Source organism: Geomicrobium sp. JCM 19055 (genome assembly GCF_000698185.1).
Taxonomy (GTDB): domain Bacteria; phylum Bacillota; class Bacilli; order Bacillales; family Marinococcaceae; genus Geomicrobium_A; species Geomicrobium_A sediminis.
The window spans coordinates 213,752-234,816 of sequence record NZ_BAXL01000002.1 but is presented as its reverse complement, the minus strand read 5'-3'; the positions used below and the strand labels follow the sequence as shown (position 1 = coordinate 234,816).

General features: G+C 42.5%; 22 protein-coding genes and 4 pseudogenes. 10 read left to right on the top strand and 16 right to left on the bottom strand.

Going from position 1 to position 21,065, the window contains the following annotated elements; genetic code table 11:
• Window positions 1-23: 23 nt before the first annotated feature.
• From JCM19055_RS03540 to JCM19055_RS03535, 3 genes are read right to left on the bottom strand one after another with little or no spacing between them, the layout of a single operon-like run.
• A complete protein-coding gene (locus tag JCM19055_RS03540) occupies window positions 24-464 on the bottom strand; it encodes an N-acetylmuramoyl-L-alanine amidase (RefSeq protein WP_265181742.1) in 441 nt (146 codons plus the stop codon).
• Complete coding sequence (locus JCM19055_RS22550) at window positions 454-984, bottom strand: SH3 domain-containing protein (protein WP_052365865.1); 531 nt, start codon at window positions 982-984, stop codon at window positions 454-456. The genes JCM19055_RS03540 and JCM19055_RS22550 overlap by 11 nt, the downstream gene beginning before the upstream one ends.
• A gap of 56 nt (window positions 985-1,040) precedes the next feature.
• Window positions 1,041-2,114, bottom strand: coding sequence for an SH3 domain-containing protein (locus JCM19055_RS03535; RefSeq protein ID WP_042358527.1), 1,074 nt, complete (start codon window positions 2,112-2,114; stop codon window positions 1,041-1,043).
• Window positions 2,115-2,617: 503 nt separating this feature from the next.
• Here JCM19055_RS03535 and JCM19055_RS03530 point away from each other — a divergent pair.
• Window positions 2,618-3,109 carry a M23 family metallopeptidase gene (locus tag JCM19055_RS03530; protein ID WP_052365864.1) on the top strand — a complete coding sequence of 164 codons (492 nt, stop codon included), beginning with the start codon at window positions 2,618-2,620 and terminating at the stop codon, window positions 3,107-3,109.
• A 122-nt stretch (window positions 3,110-3,231) separates the two neighbouring features.
• Here JCM19055_RS03530 and JCM19055_RS03525 read toward each other — a convergent pair.
• From JCM19055_RS03525 to JCM19055_RS03510, 4 genes and pseudogenes are all read right to left on the bottom strand, one after another.
• A pseudogene (locus JCM19055_RS03525) lies at window positions 3,232-4,053 on the bottom strand (aminoglycoside N(3)-acetyltransferase).
• Window positions 4,054-4,091: 38 nt separating this feature from the next.
• Window positions 4,092-4,568, bottom strand: coding sequence for an ECF transporter S component (locus tag JCM19055_RS03520; protein WP_265181741.1), 477 nt, complete (start codon window positions 4,566-4,568; stop codon window positions 4,092-4,094).
• 35 nt (window positions 4,569-4,603) lie between these two features.
• Window positions 4,604-5,167, bottom strand: a complete 564-nt coding sequence (locus JCM19055_RS03515; protein WP_042358566.1) for a TIGR00730 family Rossman fold protein — start codon at window positions 5,165-5,167, stop codon at window positions 4,604-4,606.
• A gap of 77 nt (window positions 5,168-5,244) precedes the next feature.
• The gene (locus JCM19055_RS03510; protein WP_042358526.1) at window positions 5,245-6,426 is read right to left on the bottom strand and encodes a globin domain-containing protein; all 1,182 of its coding nucleotides are present in this window, start codon (window positions 6,424-6,426) and stop codon (window positions 5,245-5,247) included.
• A gap of 304 nt (window positions 6,427-6,730) precedes the next feature.
• Here JCM19055_RS03510 and JCM19055_RS26995 point away from each other — a divergent pair, with 304 nt between their 5' ends.
• Entirely contained in the window at window positions 6,731-6,949 is a 219-nt protein-coding gene (locus tag JCM19055_RS26995; RefSeq protein WP_265181756.1) for a DHCW motif cupin fold protein, read from the top strand.
• A gap of 220 nt (window positions 6,950-7,169) precedes the next feature.
• On the opposite strand, the gene JCM19055_RS03505 is transcribed toward JCM19055_RS26995, so the two are convergent.
• A complete protein-coding gene (locus JCM19055_RS03505; RefSeq protein ID WP_042358525.1) occupies window positions 7,170-8,990 on the bottom strand; it encodes a hypothetical protein in 1,821 nt (606 codons plus the stop codon).
• A gap of 12 nt (window positions 8,991-9,002) precedes the next feature.
• On the bottom strand, window positions 9,003-10,937 hold the full coding sequence (locus tag JCM19055_RS03500; protein ID WP_370542968.1) for an RND family transporter: 1,935 nt from the start codon (window positions 10,935-10,937) through the stop codon (window positions 9,003-9,005).
• 265 nt (window positions 10,938-11,202) lie between these two features.
• Between JCM19055_RS03500 and JCM19055_RS03495 the strand changes: the two genes are divergently transcribed.
• Window positions 11,203-11,604 (top strand): TetR/AcrR family transcriptional regulator, encoded by a 402-nt coding sequence (locus JCM19055_RS03495; protein ID WP_052365863.1) that lies wholly within the window; start codon window positions 11,203-11,205, stop codon window positions 11,602-11,604.
• Window positions 11,549-11,800, top strand: coding sequence for a TetR-like C-terminal domain-containing protein (locus tag JCM19055_RS26990; RefSeq protein ID WP_193745289.1), 252 nt, complete (start codon window positions 11,549-11,551; stop codon window positions 11,798-11,800). The genes JCM19055_RS03495 and JCM19055_RS26990 overlap by 56 nt, the downstream gene beginning before the upstream one ends.
• Here the strand turns inward: JCM19055_RS26990 and JCM19055_RS03490 are convergent.
• Window positions 11,792-12,359 (bottom strand): annotated as a pseudogene (locus tag JCM19055_RS03490) (LysE/ArgO family amino acid transporter). The gene JCM19055_RS26990 and the pseudogene JCM19055_RS03490 sit on opposite strands and share 9 nt — an antisense overlap.
• Window positions 12,360-12,516: 157 nt before the next feature.
• Here JCM19055_RS03490 and JCM19055_RS03485 point away from each other — a divergent pair.
• From JCM19055_RS03485 to JCM19055_RS28330, 4 genes and pseudogenes are all read left to right on the top strand, one after another.
• The gene (locus tag JCM19055_RS03485; protein WP_042358523.1) at window positions 12,517-13,911 is read left to right on the top strand and encodes a PLP-dependent aminotransferase family protein; all 1,395 of its coding nucleotides are present in this window, start codon (window positions 12,517-12,519) and stop codon (window positions 13,909-13,911) included.
• 91 nt (window positions 13,912-14,002) lie between these two features.
• A pseudogene (locus tag JCM19055_RS03480) lies at window positions 14,003-14,301 on the top strand (ArsR/SmtB family transcription factor); the annotation flags it as partial.
• A 91-nt stretch (window positions 14,302-14,392) separates the two neighbouring features.
• Window positions 14,393-14,779: pseudogene (locus JCM19055_RS28335) on the top strand (cation diffusion facilitator family transporter); the annotation flags it as partial.
• A 79-nt stretch (window positions 14,780-14,858) separates the two neighbouring features.
• Window positions 14,859-15,293, top strand: a complete 435-nt coding sequence (locus tag JCM19055_RS28330) for a cation diffusion facilitator family transporter (RefSeq protein ID WP_265181740.1) — start codon at window positions 14,859-14,861, stop codon at window positions 15,291-15,293.
• 184 nt (window positions 15,294-15,477) lie between these two features.
• Here the strand turns inward: JCM19055_RS28330 and JCM19055_RS03470 are convergent, their stop codons facing one another.
• The 6 genes from JCM19055_RS03470 to JCM19055_RS03450 form a co-directional block, all read right to left on the bottom strand.
• Window positions 15,478-15,963, bottom strand: coding sequence for a MarR family winged helix-turn-helix transcriptional regulator (locus JCM19055_RS03470; RefSeq protein ID WP_052365862.1), 486 nt, complete (start codon window positions 15,961-15,963; stop codon window positions 15,478-15,480).
• Between the two features lie 17 nt (window positions 15,964-15,980).
• Window positions 15,981-16,781: an N-acyl homoserine lactonase family protein gene (locus tag JCM19055_RS03465; RefSeq protein ID WP_052365861.1), complete on the bottom strand. Its 801-nt coding sequence runs from the start codon at window positions 16,779-16,781 to the stop codon at window positions 15,981-15,983.
• A 299-nt stretch (window positions 16,782-17,080) separates the two neighbouring features.
• The gene (locus JCM19055_RS03460; protein ID WP_042358522.1) at window positions 17,081-18,010 is read right to left on the bottom strand and encodes a YitT family protein; all 930 of its coding nucleotides are present in this window, start codon (window positions 18,008-18,010) and stop codon (window positions 17,081-17,083) included.
• A gap of 30 nt (window positions 18,011-18,040) precedes the next feature.
• Complete coding sequence (locus JCM19055_RS28325) at window positions 18,041-18,421, bottom strand: YitT family protein (protein ID WP_265181739.1); 381 nt, start codon at window positions 18,419-18,421, stop codon at window positions 18,041-18,043.
• Window positions 18,402-18,956 carry a YitT family protein gene (locus JCM19055_RS28320; RefSeq protein ID WP_265181738.1) on the bottom strand — a complete coding sequence of 185 codons (555 nt, stop codon included), beginning with the start codon at window positions 18,954-18,956 and terminating at the stop codon, window positions 18,402-18,404. The genes JCM19055_RS28325 and JCM19055_RS28320 overlap by 20 nt, the downstream gene beginning before the upstream one ends.
• A 101-nt stretch (window positions 18,957-19,057) precedes the next feature.
• Entirely contained in the window at window positions 19,058-19,711 is a 654-nt protein-coding gene (locus tag JCM19055_RS03450; RefSeq protein ID WP_042358521.1) for a TetR/AcrR family transcriptional regulator, read from the bottom strand.
• A gap of 127 nt (window positions 19,712-19,838) precedes the next feature.
• On the opposite strand from JCM19055_RS03450, the gene JCM19055_RS03445 reads away from it, so the two are divergent.
• The gene (locus tag JCM19055_RS03445) at window positions 19,839-20,579 is read left to right on the top strand and encodes an SDR family NAD(P)-dependent oxidoreductase (RefSeq protein ID WP_042358520.1); all 741 of its coding nucleotides are present in this window, start codon (window positions 19,839-19,841) and stop codon (window positions 20,577-20,579) included.
• Window positions 20,580-20,900: 321 nt separating this feature from the next.
• On the top strand, window positions 20,901-21,065 hold the full coding sequence (locus JCM19055_RS26985; protein WP_193745288.1) for a hypothetical protein: 165 nt from the start codon (window positions 20,901-20,903) through the stop codon (window positions 21,063-21,065).

Genomic DNA, 21,065 nt, shown 5'->3' with positions numbered 1-21,065 from the left:
CGCCCAGTAGACGCGGTTTTTGTTTAACGATAATAGTCTAAAAATCCTTGATGTAATGCTTCACCCGCTCTTGCTGGGTATCCCGGTTGTCGCATAATTGCAGCGTCTCCACTGTTTGTGACGAAACCTAGTTCAATGAGCGTTGCTGGCATTGTCGTTTGTCGAAGTACAGCAAAGTTCGCTCCAGCAACACGGCGATAGCTCATGCCTGTATCACTAACGAGACGATCTTGCATCACATTTGCTAAGCGTACACTGTTCGCATTTGCAGATGTGTGATGGAACGTTTCCGCTCCTCTAGCAGATGAATTAAATGCATTCGCGTGAATGCTAATAAACAGATCTGCGTTGGCACGGTTTGCAATGTTCGCTCGCTCTGACAAACTAATGAACGTATCATTCGTACGTGTCATGATCACTTCTGCGCCACTACCTTCAAGGCGCTGCGCGAGCTCACGAGCCACTTGCAAGTTTAGCGTTTTTTTCAACAAGTCCATTTCCTTGTGCCCCTGGATCATGGCCACCATGTCCAGCGTCAACAACGATAAGTCGACCAGCTAGAGGGCCAGTATTACCAGAGTGAAGGTTCAAATGATCAAGGTGAGTGTAACCACTCTTACCGTTGTAGTTTACTTCTACCCACGGTCCACCATTAACAAATTTAATAATCTCAACGCGATCTCCTGTTGTGAGTCGGTCAATGGTGTCATGGCTTGCACCTGGGCCACTACGTACAGACAGTCGATGATGTGTAACGGTTGCTGTGTCAATCACTTCGCCCATCTGTGTCACATTCAAATAATCACTATGCGTGTAGGCTACTTGTCCTTCATAATCAATTTTAACCCACGGTCCACCGTTCATATATTCATAGATCTGAACAATATCTCCGTTTTGTAAATGACCAAGAGATTCACTAGAGCCGCTTGGTGTTGTACGGACTGCCAATCGACCATGATGGTCAACAATCCCCGTCGCAATCACGTCACCAAGCTCCCCATCAGAAGGAGGCTCTGGAGTTGGTTCAGGAGGTGTATTGTCTACGACATCGATATGGTCAATATGCGTATATGCAATCCCACCTTTAAATGTAAATGAAACCCATGGACCCCGTTCACATAGTCGTGAATGTGAATGTCCGTACCTTCCGTAAGCGTACCAATTCGTTCAGCTGAACCGCTAGGATTCTGGCGAACCGCTAACGCACGATGAGTGACTGTTCCCTCGTCAACGACAGGTAAGTCAGCTGATGCCGGTTCGATCTCTACAAAGTAATCACTATGTGTATACGCAATGTTTCCTTCATAACGAATACTAACCCACGGACCACCGTTCACTGTTTCAATAATTTCGAGTGCATCGCCCTCAGTGGCGCCACCAACACGAGCGCTTGAACCACTTGCTCGCTCACGGATTGCCAAGTTGTGGTGAGTGACAATCCCAATCGCAGAAACTGAGGCGTTACTTGCCGATTTTGTTTCGACGGTTTCTTCTTGAGAAGGTTCAGTTTCTTCCTGCTCTTCTTCCTCTTCTTGAGTTGCTTCTGTTAAGTAATCGGTATGCGTGTACGCAAATTGTTCTTCATACTTAATGAGAACCCAAGGAGCATGATCAAGGTTGTAGATGTCAACTTCGTCGCCATCATGCAATGTCCCTAATCGTTCAGACGTGCCTGATGCTTCAGCACGTACCGCTAAAGAATGGTGGTTTACAACGAGTGTCTCAATAACTTTTAGTTCTTCATTTGCTGCGTCGTCGACTGCTTCTTCATTTGCTTCGTCTATTAGTGAAATATAAGAGTTATGTACAAACCCTGTTTCTTCGTCATAAGTAATTTCATACCATTCATCTTCGTGTTCATTGACTACGGTTACGCTATGACCTTCTTCAAGCTGACCGATTGTATCATATGTCGTATCAGGACCTGTTCGAACATTTAAATTGCCCGAAGATTCCACGATTCCCTCGCGCTCCTCTTCAGCAGCTTGCACATTCTGATCTACGATCCCGACGCTCAATACCATCGCAAATGCTACGATTGCGGGCTTGATTTTGGTTTTGCGTAAACCTTGGTTAACGATGAACTTGTCTTTGTTGCGGATAACGATCGTCACTCCTCCCTGCTAGATTGTGTGAAATTTCAGCAAAAAAAATGTACTTAGCTAAAATTTCCCATGAAAAAAAAGCACATAAATGATGTACTCTCTGTCCTGAAATTAACATATTTACTATAAAATGCAAATCCATGTCATCGTTTTGTAATAATATTGAAAAATATGTATAAATCGATCGAATTGAGAACAAGTCTGTCAACGAACCACGAAAATTGACGAAAAACAGTCCTACGATCATAATCTAGACTAACGAAAACGAATGGAGATGAGCATGAATGACCCCTGATTTTTTTTCGTGACTGTCTTCAAAAAGGAGACTATGAGCAACTCTATCAAAAAAACGAGTAACAGTTTTAAAAAGAAAGTGTCGAATCAAGAATTCCACACGATCTTATCTACGTTTTCGAAAACAACCGACGCTTACACTACAATCGAGTTTTATTCATGATCAAGAAACGGAGTATTCTTGGATCGATGAATCAAAAACTCGAGGTGTCGTCGCATTGTTCCAAGATGAAGGCATAATCTCAGGCATGTACGTCCTTCCGTTAGCCAATGAAGTCGAACCTATTCACGCTTGGACAAAAAACAACTATTACCTTCCTTTTACTGACAAATGGTTTACCTATTGGGGTGGAGATAATGAACTCGTCAATTATCACTACACTTCCCCACACCAACGTCATGCCTACGACTTCATCAAACACAATGGTCGCAAGTCGCACGATGGACCTGTAGCTAAAAACCGCTCCTACTTTGCATTTGGAGAACCGGTAATCGCTTCTGCAGCCGGACGTGTCGTTGATGCGGTTACTCACATCTCCGATAATGAACCTGTCGGCAAGATGAATGAGCAGCAACCATTAGGTAATTACGTTGTGATTGAGCATGAGCATGGCGAATATAGTTTCACTGCCCATTTACAACAATTCTCTGTTCTAGTACGCGTTGGCGAATCTGTTAAAGCAGGTCAAAAAAATCGGAAATTGTGGTAATTCCGGGAATTCAAGTGAAGCACATATTCACTTCCAAGTGAGTGATGGACCAGACTTTCAATCCAGCACCTCATTACGCATTCAGTTTCAAACTGCCATTGCGCCGATTCGCGGTCAATTTATTACTTCTGATCATAATCCTCTAGCTTAGCTAGTTCTGTCGATGTAAAGTCAACGATCGCGCGTTGCGAAAAAAAGCTTAGAAGCGGCGTCACCAACGTTACCAGTATGTACAACATGTGTCTCTTCGAATTTCACACCGATCTCTATGAATCGTTCCTCATCATAATCAAGCTCTTGAAATTCTTTCCAGACTTTTTGACCGTCTTCTATCATTGGACTCATTCGTTCAATGATTCTTTGTTGTGTGTCTGCTCGGTGTTCTCCTAAATGCATCGATGTGTTCGTTCCATAGTCCGTCCCAATCATCAGCACAGAACCGTCTTGATTATAAATGTAAGACAAAGGTGATACCTCACCTAAACCGTGATTCAAGGCGTGATGTTTAATGACCTCTGCGCTATTCTTGCCCCACACTGAAAAAGAATGCATCGGATGATGCTTCGCACTACGTGTGGAGATGTTCGAAACGCCTCCGGAATTGCACCCATCATAAACGTAGGTGTACGTAAAGGATCGAACGCCGGCATTTCGATCATCACTTCTTCAATCCACTCTTTTGGAATAGAAGGATTTTGCCAATCACGAGGATCTGATACGTCAGCACTATGAGCTGGCATAATCAACGTGCCTTCTTCTGTGAGCACTTCTTGCAACGCTGCTACAACTGTAACTGCGCCCCCAACAACCCATCCAATTGATTTTAGAGATGAATGGACGATGATTGTCATCCCACTCGAAACACCGAGTGATCGTAAATCACGAACGAGTGATGTTTTCGTTTGTGGCATCTTACTTTGTTTCATAACGTCAAATTGCCCCATAATTTTCCTCTCCTCTAAGAAATTCTATCATACATATACTAGTCATAATTCTGTTTTTTATAATCTAATAAGAGCTTTTTTAAGAAAGGATACAGCAATAAGATAAACGCTACATTTCCGATGGCATGATACGTATCAAAAGGCAACCCTGCAAGGTAATACGCCCAAAAATAGTCGGTCACGACTAAAATATTCAATGAGACGATTAGGCCGTACAAATAACCGAACATCGCGCCAAAAATTGCAATCACAATGATCTTCATATTCGGAAAGACTTTTCCTAAGAAGCCACTTACAATCCCAATGAACGCCCACGCTAGGATTTGGAACACCGTCCAAATGCCTGATCCTAAAAACAGATTCGTTAAGATCGCACTTCCAGCTGCCAAAATAATGCCAAACGCTGGCCCCATAAAAAAAAGAACTAATAATAATGATGGCACTGACAGGTTGAACATTTGGAATGTAAACAAATACGAGGCGGCCGACAACACATAACGCCATAAGTACAGCAAGTAACGTAATCTTCTTCGTTTTCATCGTTTGCTTCTTACCATTTTGATACGTAACCACCTTTATACTGATCCATCTTATAAAGCAGTTCCTCAGCATCGGAAGAAACGAGAATCATCTCTTTGTATTCCTGTCTCATAAACTCTTGCTCTACTGTATGATCAATCATCTCTAGCAACGGATCATAAAAATGATTTACATTTAAGAGACCAAAAGGCTTCTCATGGTAGCCAATTTGCGCCCACGTAAACACTTCAAACCACTCTTCAAGAGTTCCTGCTCCACCGGGCAACGCAACAAACCCGTCAGATAACGCCGCCATCTTTGCTTTACGTTCGTGCATCGTCTCTACGACATGTAATTCATCTAATCCTCGATGTGCAATTTCCACAGATGTTAACTTTTCAGGGATCACGCCAATCGCCTTTCCACCACAAGCTTTCACTTCATCAGCAATAGCGCCCATACACCCTACTTGTGCGCCACCATAAATGAGCGTTTTATGTTGAGATGCTAGCACGTTGCCGAAATTTCTGGCTGCCTCGGCGTACACATCCGTTTTGCCATTACTTGAACCACAGAATACCGCTAACGACTGGATCATTGTTCAATTCCCCCTCTTCAATCACTTCATTTAGTGTAATAGAAAAGACACAGAATGTCTTCTGTGTCTCCTAGTTAGAGTGACATCGCTTGTGGGCGAAATCCTTCGTAATAACGTTGGTCTTTAGGGATCCCGATGTCATCCAAAGTTTTCGAGATTGCACGTAAAAATGGTGTTGATCCGCACACGTACACATCGCTGTTTAGGTTTTGAACCATGCTCGTAAGCCTACTTGCATCAATCATTCCTTCGTTCACAAACGGTTCGGCATCTTGAACAGACGTTTCGGTGTAGAAGATGTGCCTCGTGGCCTGATCTGACTTGGAAAGGATCGCATCTACTTCATCTTTTAGAATATGAGTATCATGGCTCTTCGTCGCATGAATCCACGTGACCGCTTGATCCTTATCAATGTGTGATTGAAGCATGCTAACAAACGGTGTTACTCCAATCCCTTCGCTGATAAACACAGCCGGTCTTTGTGAGTTCGTCAATGTAAATGCGCCAGCTGGCGCTGCTAACTTCAATTCACTTCCTATAACGATGTTGTTATGGATCTGAGAAGAGACGACTCCTGGTTCGTGTTGAATGGTTAGTCGAAATTCATTTCCATCAGAAATCTTAGATAGACTGTAATGGCGTTTATGAACATATGACTGTTCACTAAGATCCAGTTCAAGTGTCACATATTGACCAGGCAAAAATGGCGGAAGCGGTTCGTGATCCACTGGCTTCATATAAAGAGAGATCACTTCAGCTGTCTCTTGAACTCGATTGGTTACGTAAAATGCGCGATTCCCTGTCCAACCGCCTCTAACATTTGCAACTTGTTCATACAATTCTCGCTCAACTTCGATGAATTGGCCAGAAATGACCGCATAGGCTTTGCCCCAGCTCTCGAGTACGTCGTCTGTCACATTCGTACCGAGTACATCACGAACCGTTTGCAAAAGAATGGTACCAACAACTTCATAATGTTCTGGTTGCACACCTAACGCTCGGTGCTTCTCTGCGACGTGTGTAATCATTGGTCCTAGTGATTCTAATTCATCGATGTGAATACCCGCTTTGTACACACTATCCATAAGTGCTCTTTGTTGAATGCCTCGTTTTTGATTCGCTTCGTTAAAGAGGTTATGCAGTTCTGGATGTTGGTCAAACAGCGTTTCATAGAAACGCTCACCTATTTCTCTTCCATACTCTTTAAATACAAAAGCCGTTTCTTTTACATTCTTGATGTCTTGTTCTTGAAGCATACGTGCCTCCTTCTTCATCACCAACTCAACCATAGCGCACGCATTCACTCAACACAATTCGACACCGATGAAAGTAGAGGAATGCCTCAATTCGAACTAGGAATGAATGCCTAACTAGCATTAATATTTGGACAGAGGCGTTAGTTCAACTTATACTTAATTTATTAACAAAAAAATTCAGACGAGGTGACACGATGATTATTCAAGAAATTCCTTTCGATGTCGTAGATTGGGATTCCATTACCGAAGAGACCATCCAAGGTACCGAAGGCACGGCACACGTAAAGCGGTTCAATTAAACAAAATTACCCTAGCCAAAGTTACTTATTCTAAAGGCTACATTGCTGACCATTGGTGTGAAAAAGGTCACATCATACACGTTCTTGAAGGAACTTATATTATGGAAACAAAAGACGGCGAACGCCGAGAAGTAGAAGCTGGTCAGACGCTTCATGTGAGTGATGAACAGAACTCTCATCGTTCAGTTACCGACACCGGCGTCTCACTATTTATTATTGAGTAATAATAAAAGCCCATTCTCATGGCTTTTATTACATCTTTTTAAGAATGAATTTGTTCACTAAACGGTTGACGACTGCAATGACAACCGTTGTGACGACTGAGGCAAAAATCTACGAAACATATGAATCATTCCTTTCACTAGTTCTATTCCCGTTCTTGCATCTTGTCATTCATTATTCTCTTATTTACAAGTAAAAAGGACAAATTCAAAGAATTCGTCCTTACAATCCGAACAATTGTAAAAAGCGTTGCCACATGCTCGGCTCTTCTTCAACATCCTCTTCTTGTTCATCATCAGGAATGTGTAAACTCTCTGTCTGCACAACAAATTGAACGCTATTGATGTACTCATTGTTCTGCTCTGAACTAAAAGAAATGGCCTCGTAATCCGATTTATCATATTGAGAGATCATCTCATCGATTTCTTCTTGCATCTGCTCAGGTATTTCTTCGGTCGCATTCGTTAACTCTGTCATTCCGTTTGATAAGCTTTCCGTACCGGCTGCAAGTTCATTGGCACCTGTAGAAGATTCGGCAATGCCGTTGTTTAGCTCTCCGTATTCACTGGATAATTGTTCGACGCCGTTCGTATAATCACGAAGTCCTTCGTGGAACATTCCATACTGATTTGCCAATTGATCAATTCCATCAGTTAACGATTGTAGCCCATCTCCTACATCGATGTTTCCAAGCTCACTTGAAGCAGCATTTGCGAATTGTCGCAGTCCCGATTCCACTTCTTCAACAGATCCTTCAAGTTCTTGAAGCGCTTGTGAGGTCGAAGAAAGTCCAGATTCAATTTCCGCGTAAGTTCCCTTTACACGTTGTGCACCTTCGTAGAATTGAACCAATTGCCCAAGTGCTTGTGAATCAGGGTTTTCTTGCATTAATTGACCGAGCTCCTCTTCTGGAATTGCCTCGTCTGGAATTGATTGAACTGCGGCGTTAAGTGCATCATTCATGCCATCATAACCCGTACGTACAGTTGAAAGCGCCCCATTAATTTCTGACAATCCGTCCGCTAGTTCTTCTAACGCTCCGAACATATTCCCATCAATATCAATTTCTAGATCTGATTGGCCCGAGAGTCCGTTTTGGAGAGCTTGAAGCCCTTCGTTAATTTCTGAAGATGCCGCTCGTAATTCTGATCCAGCATTTGCTGTCTCTTGAATTCCCGAAGCGTACTCGCTTGAACCCGATTCTAGTTGATGTAACCCGTCAGTAAATTCAACAAGCCCAGAATGTACATCACCGATCCCGTCGTTCAATTGTACTAACGCACCCGTTAACGATTCGAACTCTCCAGTTAGCTCCTCTGTGTCAGGCGGATCAATGGCAACAGACGAAGGCATGCCACTCATTTGAATGCCTTCTAATTCAAATTGTGACGTTAATGCTTGAACCGTAACTGTTTCTTCTGTTTCAGGCATCACGGTAAACACCACTTGTTTATCTTGCCCCGCGTTAGCAATGGTCGCACCTTCTGCTTGAATGTCGCTAAACTGGGCATTGGAAAGCGGCACGGTAATTTGCATCATATAGTTTTCAAAGAACTCAGGTTCTACATCTTCATTTTGTTTTACATCAATTTGAATTTCGACGTCTCCACTTTCCCCAATGAGCGATTGACCGTCAATGGGTTGACCGTTCAATGAATAGCTGATCTCAAACTCCCAAGGTAACGCAACGTCTTGCTTTAAATTGCCTTGATAATAAAACGTCTCGTCTGTGGCCTCAATCTCAATCGTTTCGTTTGCAGATTGTTGAATCGCACTCGTATCCGTTAAGTTAATTACTTCATCGTACGCCCCATAATCTGTTACCTTACCCGGTGTCTCGAGATGCAAGGCATTAACGATATACAGTTCCTCTGCTCCGCCGTCTGCACGAAGGTTTGCGTAGACAACTTCATCTTTTTGCTCGATGACTCCTTCACTAGAAACGGTTGATGTAACGCCTTCGTCAACACTGCTTGCTGACATAATGATAGCTGGATGCATAACGAGCACTGTTGCAAGTGACGCTGCTAACATTCGTTTCATTCTTTTTCCCCCTCATAAAAGTTCGCTCGGTACGTTGTCTTTTTTTATAAAGCGATCACTTAACAATGTGATGGCCGGTAAGAAGAAAATCACGAGTAAAAAGGCAATGGCAGCCCCACGTCCGAGTAACAAGCCAATTGAAGCGACCGTTGGATTTGAGGAAACGAACCACAGGACAAACCCAACACTCGATAAAATGCCTGCAGAAATGGTTACTGGAAACACTTTTTCATCTAACGACTTCTTCATCGCGGGGAGCTTTGGCATTGTCGTCCGGTGATGTTTATACGTCTCCATAATCAAGATTGCATAGTCAATTGTTGCCGCGAGTTGAACTGTACTTACAATCAAATAACCGATAAATACAAGCGAATCATTCGTAAAGTACGGAATCGATAGATTGATCCATACCGATGCTTGAATCGTTACGAGAAGTACGATCGGGATAGAAAAAGATCGAAAGGCGATCATTAAGATTATTGCGATCGTCGCCACGGTCATCGTCATTACTATCGTGTTGTCGTCCGTGACAACATCTTTCATATCGTAGAGCGCAACACTTTCCCCAAGCGTATGCACATTGTCACCATAGTAGGCAGTAGCAAGTTCTCTCGTTTGTTCGACGAGCTCAAAAGCCGCTTCCCCTTCGACGCCTGCATTGGTGAACACCATGATCCGACTATAATTATCCGAGAAGAAATCACTTGTCACCTGTTCACTAAGAAATTCAGACGGGATTAAACTTCCAACGGCTGTTGCATACGACATGACGGAATCAACATGTGATAACTGTTCCAATGACTTCGCAAGCGATTCTTCTTTTGCAATATCATCGTTTGGTACGAGCACAACCATCGGTGTCGACTCTCCAAACGTTTCTTCAATCTGTTTTGCATCGGCACCTGCACGGGTATCAAGTGGCAATTCACCTAATCCATACGTAAACGATGTACTGCTTTGTGCAAGGAAGCTTGGTACGATTAACGCTAAAACGAGAATAAGAGCAGGAATTCGTAGTTTTAAAATTTTAGCGCCGATTCCTTCAAAACTCGGTACGAAGTTGCGATGCTCTGTCTTCTTCATCCACCGGTAACCGATTAACGTTAATGCAGGTAAGAATACGATGACTGCTAGATAACTAAAGGCAATCCCTTTTACTAAATTAAAACCAAGGTCTGAACCAATTTCAAAATCCATAAGCATTAACGTCATAAACCCGAAAAACGTCGTTAGCGCACTCATCGTAATGACCGGAAACGATGATTTCATCGCTTTTGACATCGCCGTCTCTGGCTTATGACCGCGTTTTAATTCGTCAGAAAAATTATGGAGTAAAAAGATCGCATAATCCAAAGACACAGCAAGCTGTAAAATTGGAGCAACGGACTGGGTCACGTACGAGATTTCACCAATAAAAATGTTCGTACCAAGATTCATTAAGACTGAGACACCAATCGCAGTTAAGAAAAAGACAGGCTCGATCCATGACTTCGTCGACACAATAAGAAACAGCAATATAATTGGGATTAGAAATGACGCAGCAAACACCGTTTCAGTCGTTGCCATCGTTTGAGATGTTGCCGTATTCGCAGCCTCACCCGACACGGCGTTCTCCTCTCCAATCACTTCATAAATCTCTTCAATCGCATCGACTTCATAACCAAGCTCAATCGTTAGTGAGTAAAGCGCATCGTTATCTTTATAGTACGTCTCCACCATACTGTCATCGATAAACTCAAGGGGGATGACTACGTCTAAAACGTCATCCAACCACATGACGTCGGTGACCCCTTCAATGGTATGTAAACGTTCCTTGTAGTGAAGCGCTTCTTGTAAGGTCACATCTTGAACGAGCACGTTCGTATTTGGGATTGAGGCGGTGAACTCTTCTTCCATCACTTCTTGACTTTTCGTTGATGGTGCTTCGTCTGGCATGTAATCTGCCATATTATAATTTACTGACACAAAAAAATTGTGCAATCACTGACAACACAGTAATAATTGCAAACACGATTACGATCGCCCGACGATGTTGTATAATCTTCTCGTTAAACATCCCATCCACCTTACTTCTGTTGACGTTACAAAAAAATATCTTTATCATTATATAAACACAGTGTTGGGAAAACAACACACAGTTGATTAACATTTGTTAGTTTTCCAACAATTACGGTTAGGATGTTGGTTAATTCTTGAATAAAGGGGACGAAAAATGGATCGGCGAAAGAAATATACGCAATCGACGCTAAAGGAATGTTTAGTTGATTTACTCAAACAAAAACCGATTACTTCGATTACAGTTAAAGAACTTTGCGAAGCAGCAGACGTAAACCGTTCGACGTTTTATAGTCATTATGATAACCACTTCGATTTACTTGAGAAGCTCGGTGAAGATGTCATCTTTGATATGGAGAGAACGCTCGCCGAATTTAATTTCGGGACTGAGCGGGAGTCACTTCAAATGACAGAACGTGCCTTACAGTACATCGCAGAGAAGTATGATGTATGCGAAGTTCTACTTAGCTCACATGGGGATATGAACTTTAAAAAAACGTGTCATGGATTTACTACTGCCTGTTATCTTAGAGAAATTAAACGCAGAGCTTCAACTTAAGAGACAACTTTCCGAGTACAAACTCTTGCTTTTAATTAGCGGAAGCATCGCAGTTGTTGAACGCTGGCTTGAGAACGGCAGGCAAGAAACCCCTGAGCAAATCGCCGCCCTCATCCACCAATTCACAAACCACGGCCTCGTCGGGGACAGTCCCCACTGCGTTAAAGCGCCGGGGGACTGTCCCCTGTTACGATAGTGCGTGAAAGCCGTTAACGAGCAAGTAAATCGCTACACCCCAAATGAACAGTGCAGACAACTTATGAATGATATGTAATGCCTTCCCGCTTCGATCGAGTCGTCTTAGCAACCGTCCCGCAACAGCTAAGGCAAAAAAATGCAACCCAAGAGACGAGTACGCAAGAAAACCAAAATGCCCATCGCTCAGATGATAATTCGTAAACAACTGCATTCGTTCCAATCACACCTACCGTGTCCATAATGGCGTGAGGATTTAATAACGATACTGAAATGGCAAATGTGATTTGTTTACGCTTGGATAACGCCTTCACTTCTTGATCTTTCACACGTTGTGTACGCCAGATCGATCTTCCAATTAGAAGTAGAAAGACAAACCCTACGAGATACAATAATCCTTGTAAAATCGGAAGAGCCATAATCATCACAGATATTCCTATGATCGCTAGACTAATCAAAATCAAGTCACAAATCCCAGCGGTTACAACGACAGGAATTGCTTGTTTGAATCGAGGTTGATTTGCACCTTGGCTAAATATAAATAAATTTTGTGGACCCATCGGCAAGATTAATCCAATTGATAAAATAAGTCCGTGCAGAAACGCTTGTAGCAACTCATGCCACCCCCTTTTGACTTAACAGTAACTCGTTCCTACCATGAACTGTAGGACCAATTCCTAGTGTATTTAGCCAACCAATTCTTTCAAGGAGATAACGATGAGCGATAAGATATCAAAACATTCAAGTAAAACTCTTGTTGAACAATTGATAGCTTGGATTTTAAGAAAAATAGATCAAAATGAATGGCCAGCAGGTACCAAACTGCCCTCACAACGGGCACTCGCAGAATTGCTTCATGTTAATCGATCGACCGTAGTCGAAGCTCTTGATGAATTGAAAGCTGAAGACGTATTAGAAAGTCGTCAAGGAAGTGGTGTTTTTGTTAAGCAACCGTTTTCGACCATTTATCACAACCGACCAGTGGATTGGCGTGGTCGCATGACAAATTCACATGTAGAAGCCAATGTACATACGATTCAACTCATTAACGAGTATGAAACAAAGAAACACGTCATTCGTCTTGGTACAGGGGAATTGTCACCTGAACTAATTCCCACAGAACGATTACGACAATTGATGCATACATCTTACTTAACAAACGTTGAGTTGGGCTATTCAGAACCAAAAGGAAATGAAGCATTGCGTGAAGCAATCGTTCAGAGATTAAAGAAGCGTGGGATTGAAACGTCTAAAGACGGGGTTTTAATTGTTTCTGGAGCGCTGCAAGCATTACAGCTCATTTCATTAGGATTGTTAGAGCAAGGCTCTCACCTTTATTTTGATGGCCCTTCTTACATTCCATCAATTCCGTCGTTGCAGGCGACACCTTTAGAAACTTCTATAAATCGGATAAAGAACGGTATTTTATACACAATTCCAACGTTAAATAATCCAACTGGGCAAACAATGAATGAATATGATCGAAAGCAACTTCTTCAAGATGCAAGCAAAAGAGGAATTCCTGTTATTGAAGACGATGTGTATCATGACCTTTCATTTGAACCGACTCCAAAAGCATTAAAAACCATGGACACTACCGGTCAAGTTATCTACATAAGTAGTGTTTCAAAGACTGTAAGCCCAGGATTACGCATTGGTTGGGTGGTTGCACCGACACCAGTTATCGAGCGTCTGGCTGATGTGAAAATGCAGCTTGATTACGGAAGCAATGCATTGTCTCAACACATCGTAGAACGTTTATTTTCTTCACATGACTATGACGACCATATTCAACAACTTCGCGACCAGCTAAGAAAGAGAGCCTATTATACAGAACAATTATTGACGACCTATTTTTCAAATGATGTCCAATGGGAAAGTCCAAAAGGAGGATTCTACATTTGGGTAACATTTAAACAGCCGATCGTGACCAAATCGCTCTTTCTTCGATTGCTCAAACGTAACGTCTTAATCAACCCTGGTTACGTGTACAACCCTCGAGACTACTATAGTTTACGAATTTCATTCGCTTACTGTACCAACGATCAACTACATGAAGGAATTCAAATACTCGCGGAGGAAGCCTCCAGGGACAGTCCCCCACTGCGTTAAAGCGCCGGGGAACTGTCCCCTGAATTTTCTCTTGAACCTCTATTCTTAAAATGCTAATATGAGCATATGCTCATATAAAGGGAGTGGCTTCATGGAACATTCATACATAGACCTCGATGAGGAAACACTATTTATCGTATCTCAAACATTTAAGGCACTCGGCGACCCAACGAGAATAAGAATCTTACATTTGTTAGCGGAAAAGGAATGCTCGGTCGGAGAAATTGTGGAGCATTTATCGCTAGGCCAATCAACGGTTTCGCATCAACTACGCTTTCTAAAAAAAACCTCCGTCTCGTAAAATCAAGACGGGCAGGGACGTCGATTTATTACTCACCCGAAGATGAACATGTGTTAAAAATTCTAGAAAAAAAACAATTCAACACGCGACGCACGATTAAATCTTCTCATCTGCGTCGTTTCTTAACACACATTATATGCACACATGATCATATAAGACAGATAGAAAGGAGTTACACTCATGGGACACCATCATCATCACGGACATCACCACCATCATCATGCCACCGGTGAAGCAAACAAGAAAAACTTAGTCTATGCCATGATCATTATTGGTAGTTGGATGATCATCCAACTCTTTGGGGGCCTTTGGACGGGAAGCTTGGCTTTACTTGCTGATGCCGTGCACATGTTCAACGATTTCTCCAATTTACTAATCAGCTTCTTTGCGATCGTACTTGCCAGTAAAGCAGCAACGGCAACACGAACGTTTGGCAACCATCGTTATGAAGTTCTCTCCTCACTTTTAAATAGTGTTATGCTTCTCGTTATTGCATTTTTCATTATCCGTGAAGCAATTCAACGTTTTATTGAACCACAAGCCGTAATGGGTGGTGCAATGATCGTTATTGCTTTCATCGGTCTCATTGCTAACGTTGCCGCATTGTTTGTTTTAATGCGTGGCGATGTAAAAAAACAACTTAAATATGCGCGGAGCCTACCTTCATGTATTGTCAGACACACTCGGTTCGGTCGCTGCGGTCGTAGCTGGAATTATTATTTTGACGACAGGATGGTACTTTGCAGACCCAATCTTAAGTATTGTTATAGCACTGATGATTTCTCTCTCAGCATTTCGATTATTAAAAGATACCGTTCACGTTCTACTTGAAGGAACGCCAGCTCACCTTGACGTCGGCGAGATTAAGAATGAATTGCTTTCGATTGAAGGGGTTGCAACGGTTAGTGATCTGCACATTTGGACGATTACTTCTGGAATCGAGAAATTAACCGTCCATTTAAAAATCAACTCAGATCAACCCTCAACTCACGACGACGTCCTCCATAAAGCTAAAACGTACGTTCATGATTCCCTACACATTGCTAAAAGTACAATTCAAATCGAGAGAGACCCCAATTAAGGTCTCTCTCGATGTTTTGTGTTTTTGATGATTCTTACGATGATGCGAGATAGTAAGCCGAGCATAAAAAAATGCGATGAATGGTAAAAGTGCTACGTCTGGATATGCCAACAACAGAAAGAAAAAAAATACACACTTAATAAAAGACAACACCAACTAATGATTTGTAACAATGTAGCTAAAATCATAATCCCCCCGAATCGGGATCACCCTCATATAACGAACGTTTTCTAAAGACAGAATGAAAATCGGTCTGCTCAATGTATTTTGTAAATAATTGATTCAAGATGTTCAACTCTTCTTCTGTGTAAATTGATTGAATGTGGTTATACAACCGGTCTTCAATCTGTTTTACCGCTGTGCATTTTTGTTTTCCTTGATTGCTAAGACGATATCTTCTTGCCCTTTGATCTTGTTCATCGGTCTTGCCTTCAACGAGCCCGTTTTTCACTAACGTGTTTACCAATCGTGAAGGACTGCCCGTTTCACAAATTAAATGGTGTCCAATTTCTTTAAGTGTGAGCATTGAGCGTTCATTTAACACGGTCAGTACTTCTGCTTGAGATGGTGTTAAATCTAATTCTTTCAATTGAACTGTTAGTTCACGATTGCCCGCCCGTTGCATCGCTAAAATATGATAACGAAATCGTTCTTCTTGTTGATAATGCACCGAATCCCTCACTTTCGTTACAGCGTTATCGTCATCGGCTTTATAGTAGGGTCGTGATTTGCAAATACATAATCGACTTGACTTGCTTGTTGTTGAACCCAGCGCAATGACTGTTTTGCTTGCTGATCATCGACCGTAATCCCCGGTACGACTAATTCTTCCCACGACTGAGGACAATAGCCTGTATCATTCACGAGCAGCATCGATGCACGACTTGTTTTCAGTAAAACGCTGAACATGCCTCGGCTATGACCCGGCGTATGGATGAGTCTAACACTGCCGTCACCAAACAGATCATAACTTCTACCGACAGGTCCTAGACCACTCTCTTCAAAATCAAACGTAATGAGCGATGCGCCTTTCCACATCGTCTTATTATAACGCATTCCTCGATTTGCAACCGTCCATTCCTCTGTGCTGACGAGTATAGATGATGCGTCTTGAACATGGCTTAAACCACTGACATGATCTGCATCAAGATGACTGAGCAATACGTAGTCGAGGTCTTTCGCACGGTACCCTCGAATTTGCAATAACTCAAGAATCGACTCACCTTCTGGCAAGACACCTTTAAACATAGAATGTGCTAATGTGCCCAAATGCTTTCGCTGATTCGTTCGAATCTCTTCATGCCACCCCGTATCAAGTAGTAGAAGGCCTTTTTGATGTTCAATTAAGTATGTAGAAACCGGTACCCATATTTTCCTCTTAGAACTTCTCAACCAACCGGTATACGGTGCTGGATGCCATCCCTTTTCTTTGAGTGCTAACGCTTGGTCAATTTGCACTTTACCAGAGTGCATAAGATGTACGTTCAATCAGTCTCACTCCCTTTTAGATGTTACGTCACTCAATTATAGATGACGCGTCATCTATAATGCAAAGAAAAACAGCCTCTCGTACCAAAGAGGCTGTCTTCCTTTCACCCAAAGGCATGTGGGATTTTTATATAGATCTAAAGGGGTCTTCTTCACAGTACAAAAATTCCCCCATAGATACAATAGAATTAACGAACACTAAACAAAAGATTGAAACTATTTACATTCACGCGGGGACAGACCCCCAGCGCGGTGACGCTTTACTCTACTGGGGGACAGTCCCCCAGCGCGGTGATGCTTTACATTACCGGGGGACTGTCCCCGTGCTTGGTTCGGTTATCGTCGTTGGTTTCGTCTTCGCTCAGTGCTTCAACTTCTTCTTCAATTTCTTCCTCGGTCGTTTCTACCGGTGGCGCGAAGAAGGTGCCGCCTGACACGTCTTTCACGTTGTGAACGACAACAAATGAATTCGGATCCACTTCTCGGATGAGGCGCTTTAGCATGAGCAATCGGTAGCTCGGTACAACGACATACAAAATGTAATGTTCTTTTTCTGTAAACGTCCCTGAACCGTTGAAATACGTCGCACTAGAAGTCATATTGACGGTGACACGCTTTGCAATCTCGCGATATTCTGGTGAAACAATCGTGACGGCTTTCTTCGCATCAAAACCACCAATCACGTAGTCGCTTGCGACTTTCCCAATAAACAAAGCAATGATCGTGTAGAGTGTATACAACGGTCCAATAATGAACACACCAGCAAATACGATTACGGCATCCATAATAAACGTTGTTAAAATTACATTCCACTCGTAACGTTGGGCGAGTAATCTGGCAATCGTTGACGTGCCGCCAATTGAGCTTCCTGCTTGAATGATAAACCCGAATCCAATCCCCATCGTGAGCCCGGCAAATATTGCAGCAACGAGAGGATCACCGAGAGGGGTCGTTACCATTCCCTCTGTTATAAAAATAAACAATGAGAGCAGCGGAACGTTAATCATCGTCTTCATGAACATGTTACGCGGTAAAAACTTATAGCTCACAAGTTGTAGCAAAATAAATGAAATAAACGTGATCACACCTGGGGACCATCCAAATGCGTAAAACAAAAGTAAGGCAATCCCCAATATCCCGCCATCGGCGATTTGGTTTGGCATGGCAAACACCGTGACAGAGAGCGCACAAAGCGCCGTCCCGAATAATACGAATATGGCTTGTTTCATATTGCACCTCCACCTAAAACAAGTGAAACTTTAGCGCCCTTTAAAGACGTTCGTTCGACCCGCTTGTTTTTCATAATATCGTTGTTCTTTTTGCTCCGTTTGAAACGTTTTCTGTGAAGGGTCATGCGCCTCAGTAAAACTCCCCCCACTCACATCCTTAACCGTGTGCACGACGGTAAACGCGTTCTCATCCACTTGTCGAACGATTTTCTTTAAGTAAAACAGACGTTGCTTAGGAATGGCAACATAGATTAAGTTTTCTTCTGAATTATCATGGTCGTTCGTCCCTTTCAAAATCGTCGTATGAGATCCGAGGCTTGTCCGAATCGCTTCTGCAACTTCCACCGTTTTCGGCGTGAAAATGTGAACAACCTTCTTTGACTCAAAGCCTTCAAGCACATAATCGGTCACTTTTTTTTCCGATGAACAACGCAAGTACCGTATACATCGTCATTAACGGTCCGATGATAAATACCCCTGAAAGTACAATGAGCGCATCTAATACGAAATTCGTCCCCGTTAGTTCCCAGCCAAACTTGTAATTGAGCATACGAGCAATCGTGGAGGTGCCTCCAGTCGTGCTTCCAGATCGAAAGATAAATCCAAAACCAATTCCAGAGAACAGACCTGTGAATAACGCAGCAAGCATAGGATCCGGAATGCTCTGACCTGTACCTTCAAATATGTAAATGAATAAAGAGAAAAGCGGGATTGTGACGAGCGATTTAATAATCATATCCCGTGGTAAATAGCGATAGCCAATTAATAGCGTGACTCCATTTGCAACGAGCGTTACGAGCGCCGGTGAGAGACCGAAACCATGATAAAGCAAAAGCGCCAACCCTGGAACGCCACCTTCTGCAAGATTGTTCGGCATCGCAAACAACGTGACAGATAAAGAGAAAAATAAAATTCCGGTAACGAGAAACACATAGTTTTTCAGCATAAAACAACCTACTTTCACAAAATCAACACAAGCACAGTTTATGATTCCCGTTTTCCCTGAGAAAAACACGTAAAAAACCGACAGGAACGAGATCCTGTCGGCTACATTGGGGATGAATCGTTACGGACATAAGAAAGTATCATCTCTTTAAGCATCTCTTGTTGCTTGTGCGGGGCAATGTCTTCTTCTAAAAACGTAATGGCAGACTTTAAAGTAATGTTGCTTCCGAACGTTCCATAACTGTTAACTGCGGTGATTATCGCCTCTTTTATCGGAATGTCACGGCGAAAAGTACCGTCTTCTGTTCCGTCGTCAACGAGTTGCATAACGAGGTCAGCGATGCGTTTTTGCGTCTCAATATACTCCTCAATCGTGTCCAGAGGCTCTTCTGAGAACGACGCATAACTTTCAAATGCTTCACGAAATGTTGCACTTTGAGTGAGTGTATCATCTTCTCGAATCGTTAATAAGTCAAAAATCTTTACGAGTCGCTCGAAAGCTGTCGTCTGTTGGTTCACAACGAACTCAAACGAGTGAATGTGCTTTTCAAGGTTGTAACTTGCAACGGCAACGATTAAGCGATCTTTCTTCGGAAAGTAACGAAATAACGTTGCAACGCCTATATCTGCTTTATCGGCAACTTCTTGCATTTGCACCCGATCAAACCCTCGCTCAAGAAAAAGCTTCTCAGCCGCTTGAACGATGCTTTCATAACGTCTCGTTTTATTTTGCATGCGTTTTCCGTTAGTGGTCATAATAATCTCCTTTACTACAAACGATACCTTATTGTAGAGTACAAAATTATTGCCTGAAGGGAAAGCAGAGGGTATAATTAAAATGATAGTTCAACTATCATAATTGTAATTAAGGAGGCTTTTTCAAATGAGACTTCAAAATAAAATTGCTTTGATTACAGGTGCCGGTAGCGGAATGGGTGAAGCAGAGGCCCTTCGTTTTGCTAAAGAAGGTGCAACGGTCATTGCCACAGACATTAATGAAGAAGCTGTAAAACAAGTTGTAAAAACAATCACTGCAGCAGGTGGCCAAGCTACTGCTTATAAACATAACGTCGCTTCACATGATGATTGGAAACAGATCATGGCAGATGTTAAAGATCAATTTGGCCGCCTTGATATTCTCGTCAATAACGCAGGCATTTCATTACCAACACCTTTTGAGCAACAAACGGAAGAAGATTGGTCAAGAACGTACGGAATTAACATCAACGGCGTTATGTTTGGGATGCAACAAGCGATCCCACTCATGGAGGAAAATGGTGGTTCAATCGTGAACATTTCATCCATCTCTGCATTAACAGGAATGGCTGGCGCTGGAGCGTACACAGCATCCAAAGGGGCTGTTCGCTCAATTACAAAGGCTGCAGCTGTTGATTATGGAAAGAAGAACATTCGCGTTAATTCCGTTCATCCAGGGTACATCGTTACACCGATGAGCGCCCCTTCCATGGAACAATATAAAGATTATTTCTTAACGCAAGTCGCATTACCGCAACTTGGAAATGCTGAAGAAGTCGCAAATGCTGTCCTCTTCCTCGCTTCTGATGAAGCAAATCACATCACCGGTATTGAACTGCCCGTAGATGGCGGCGTAACGGCAAAGTAAGTACTCAAAAAGAACGTTGTCTTCCCCGATAACGTTCTTTTACTGTTGCTAGTTGCCTTGTATGATGGGATTTTGATCCTTAATCGAGGTAAAACAAGAACATCCCATAACTGGTTTTATGGGATGATTTCATGCTTAAATTGATCAAAAATTATTGTAATCACCACATATACCACTGAGCTACCTAGCTTCTTCTCAGACCAAGGGGTTCCTCGATCATTTAAAGAACGTTGTCTCTTTTGACAACGTTCTTTTTACGTTCTCTTTTCAACGTGTACATGGTACGATACGCTTGACTGAACGATTGGATTAGGTGATTTTATGTCTAGACGAATTGTCGTTGCACTTTTAGCTGGAGTGAGCACACTACTCACGTTTATGATTCTGCGTTACTTCTCGATTGAGCTTACGACCCTTGAACATTGGCTACTTCTTGCCATCATTGTAGGGCTTGCTGTCTTGTTTGGCGCAAAACCTGCAAAGTAA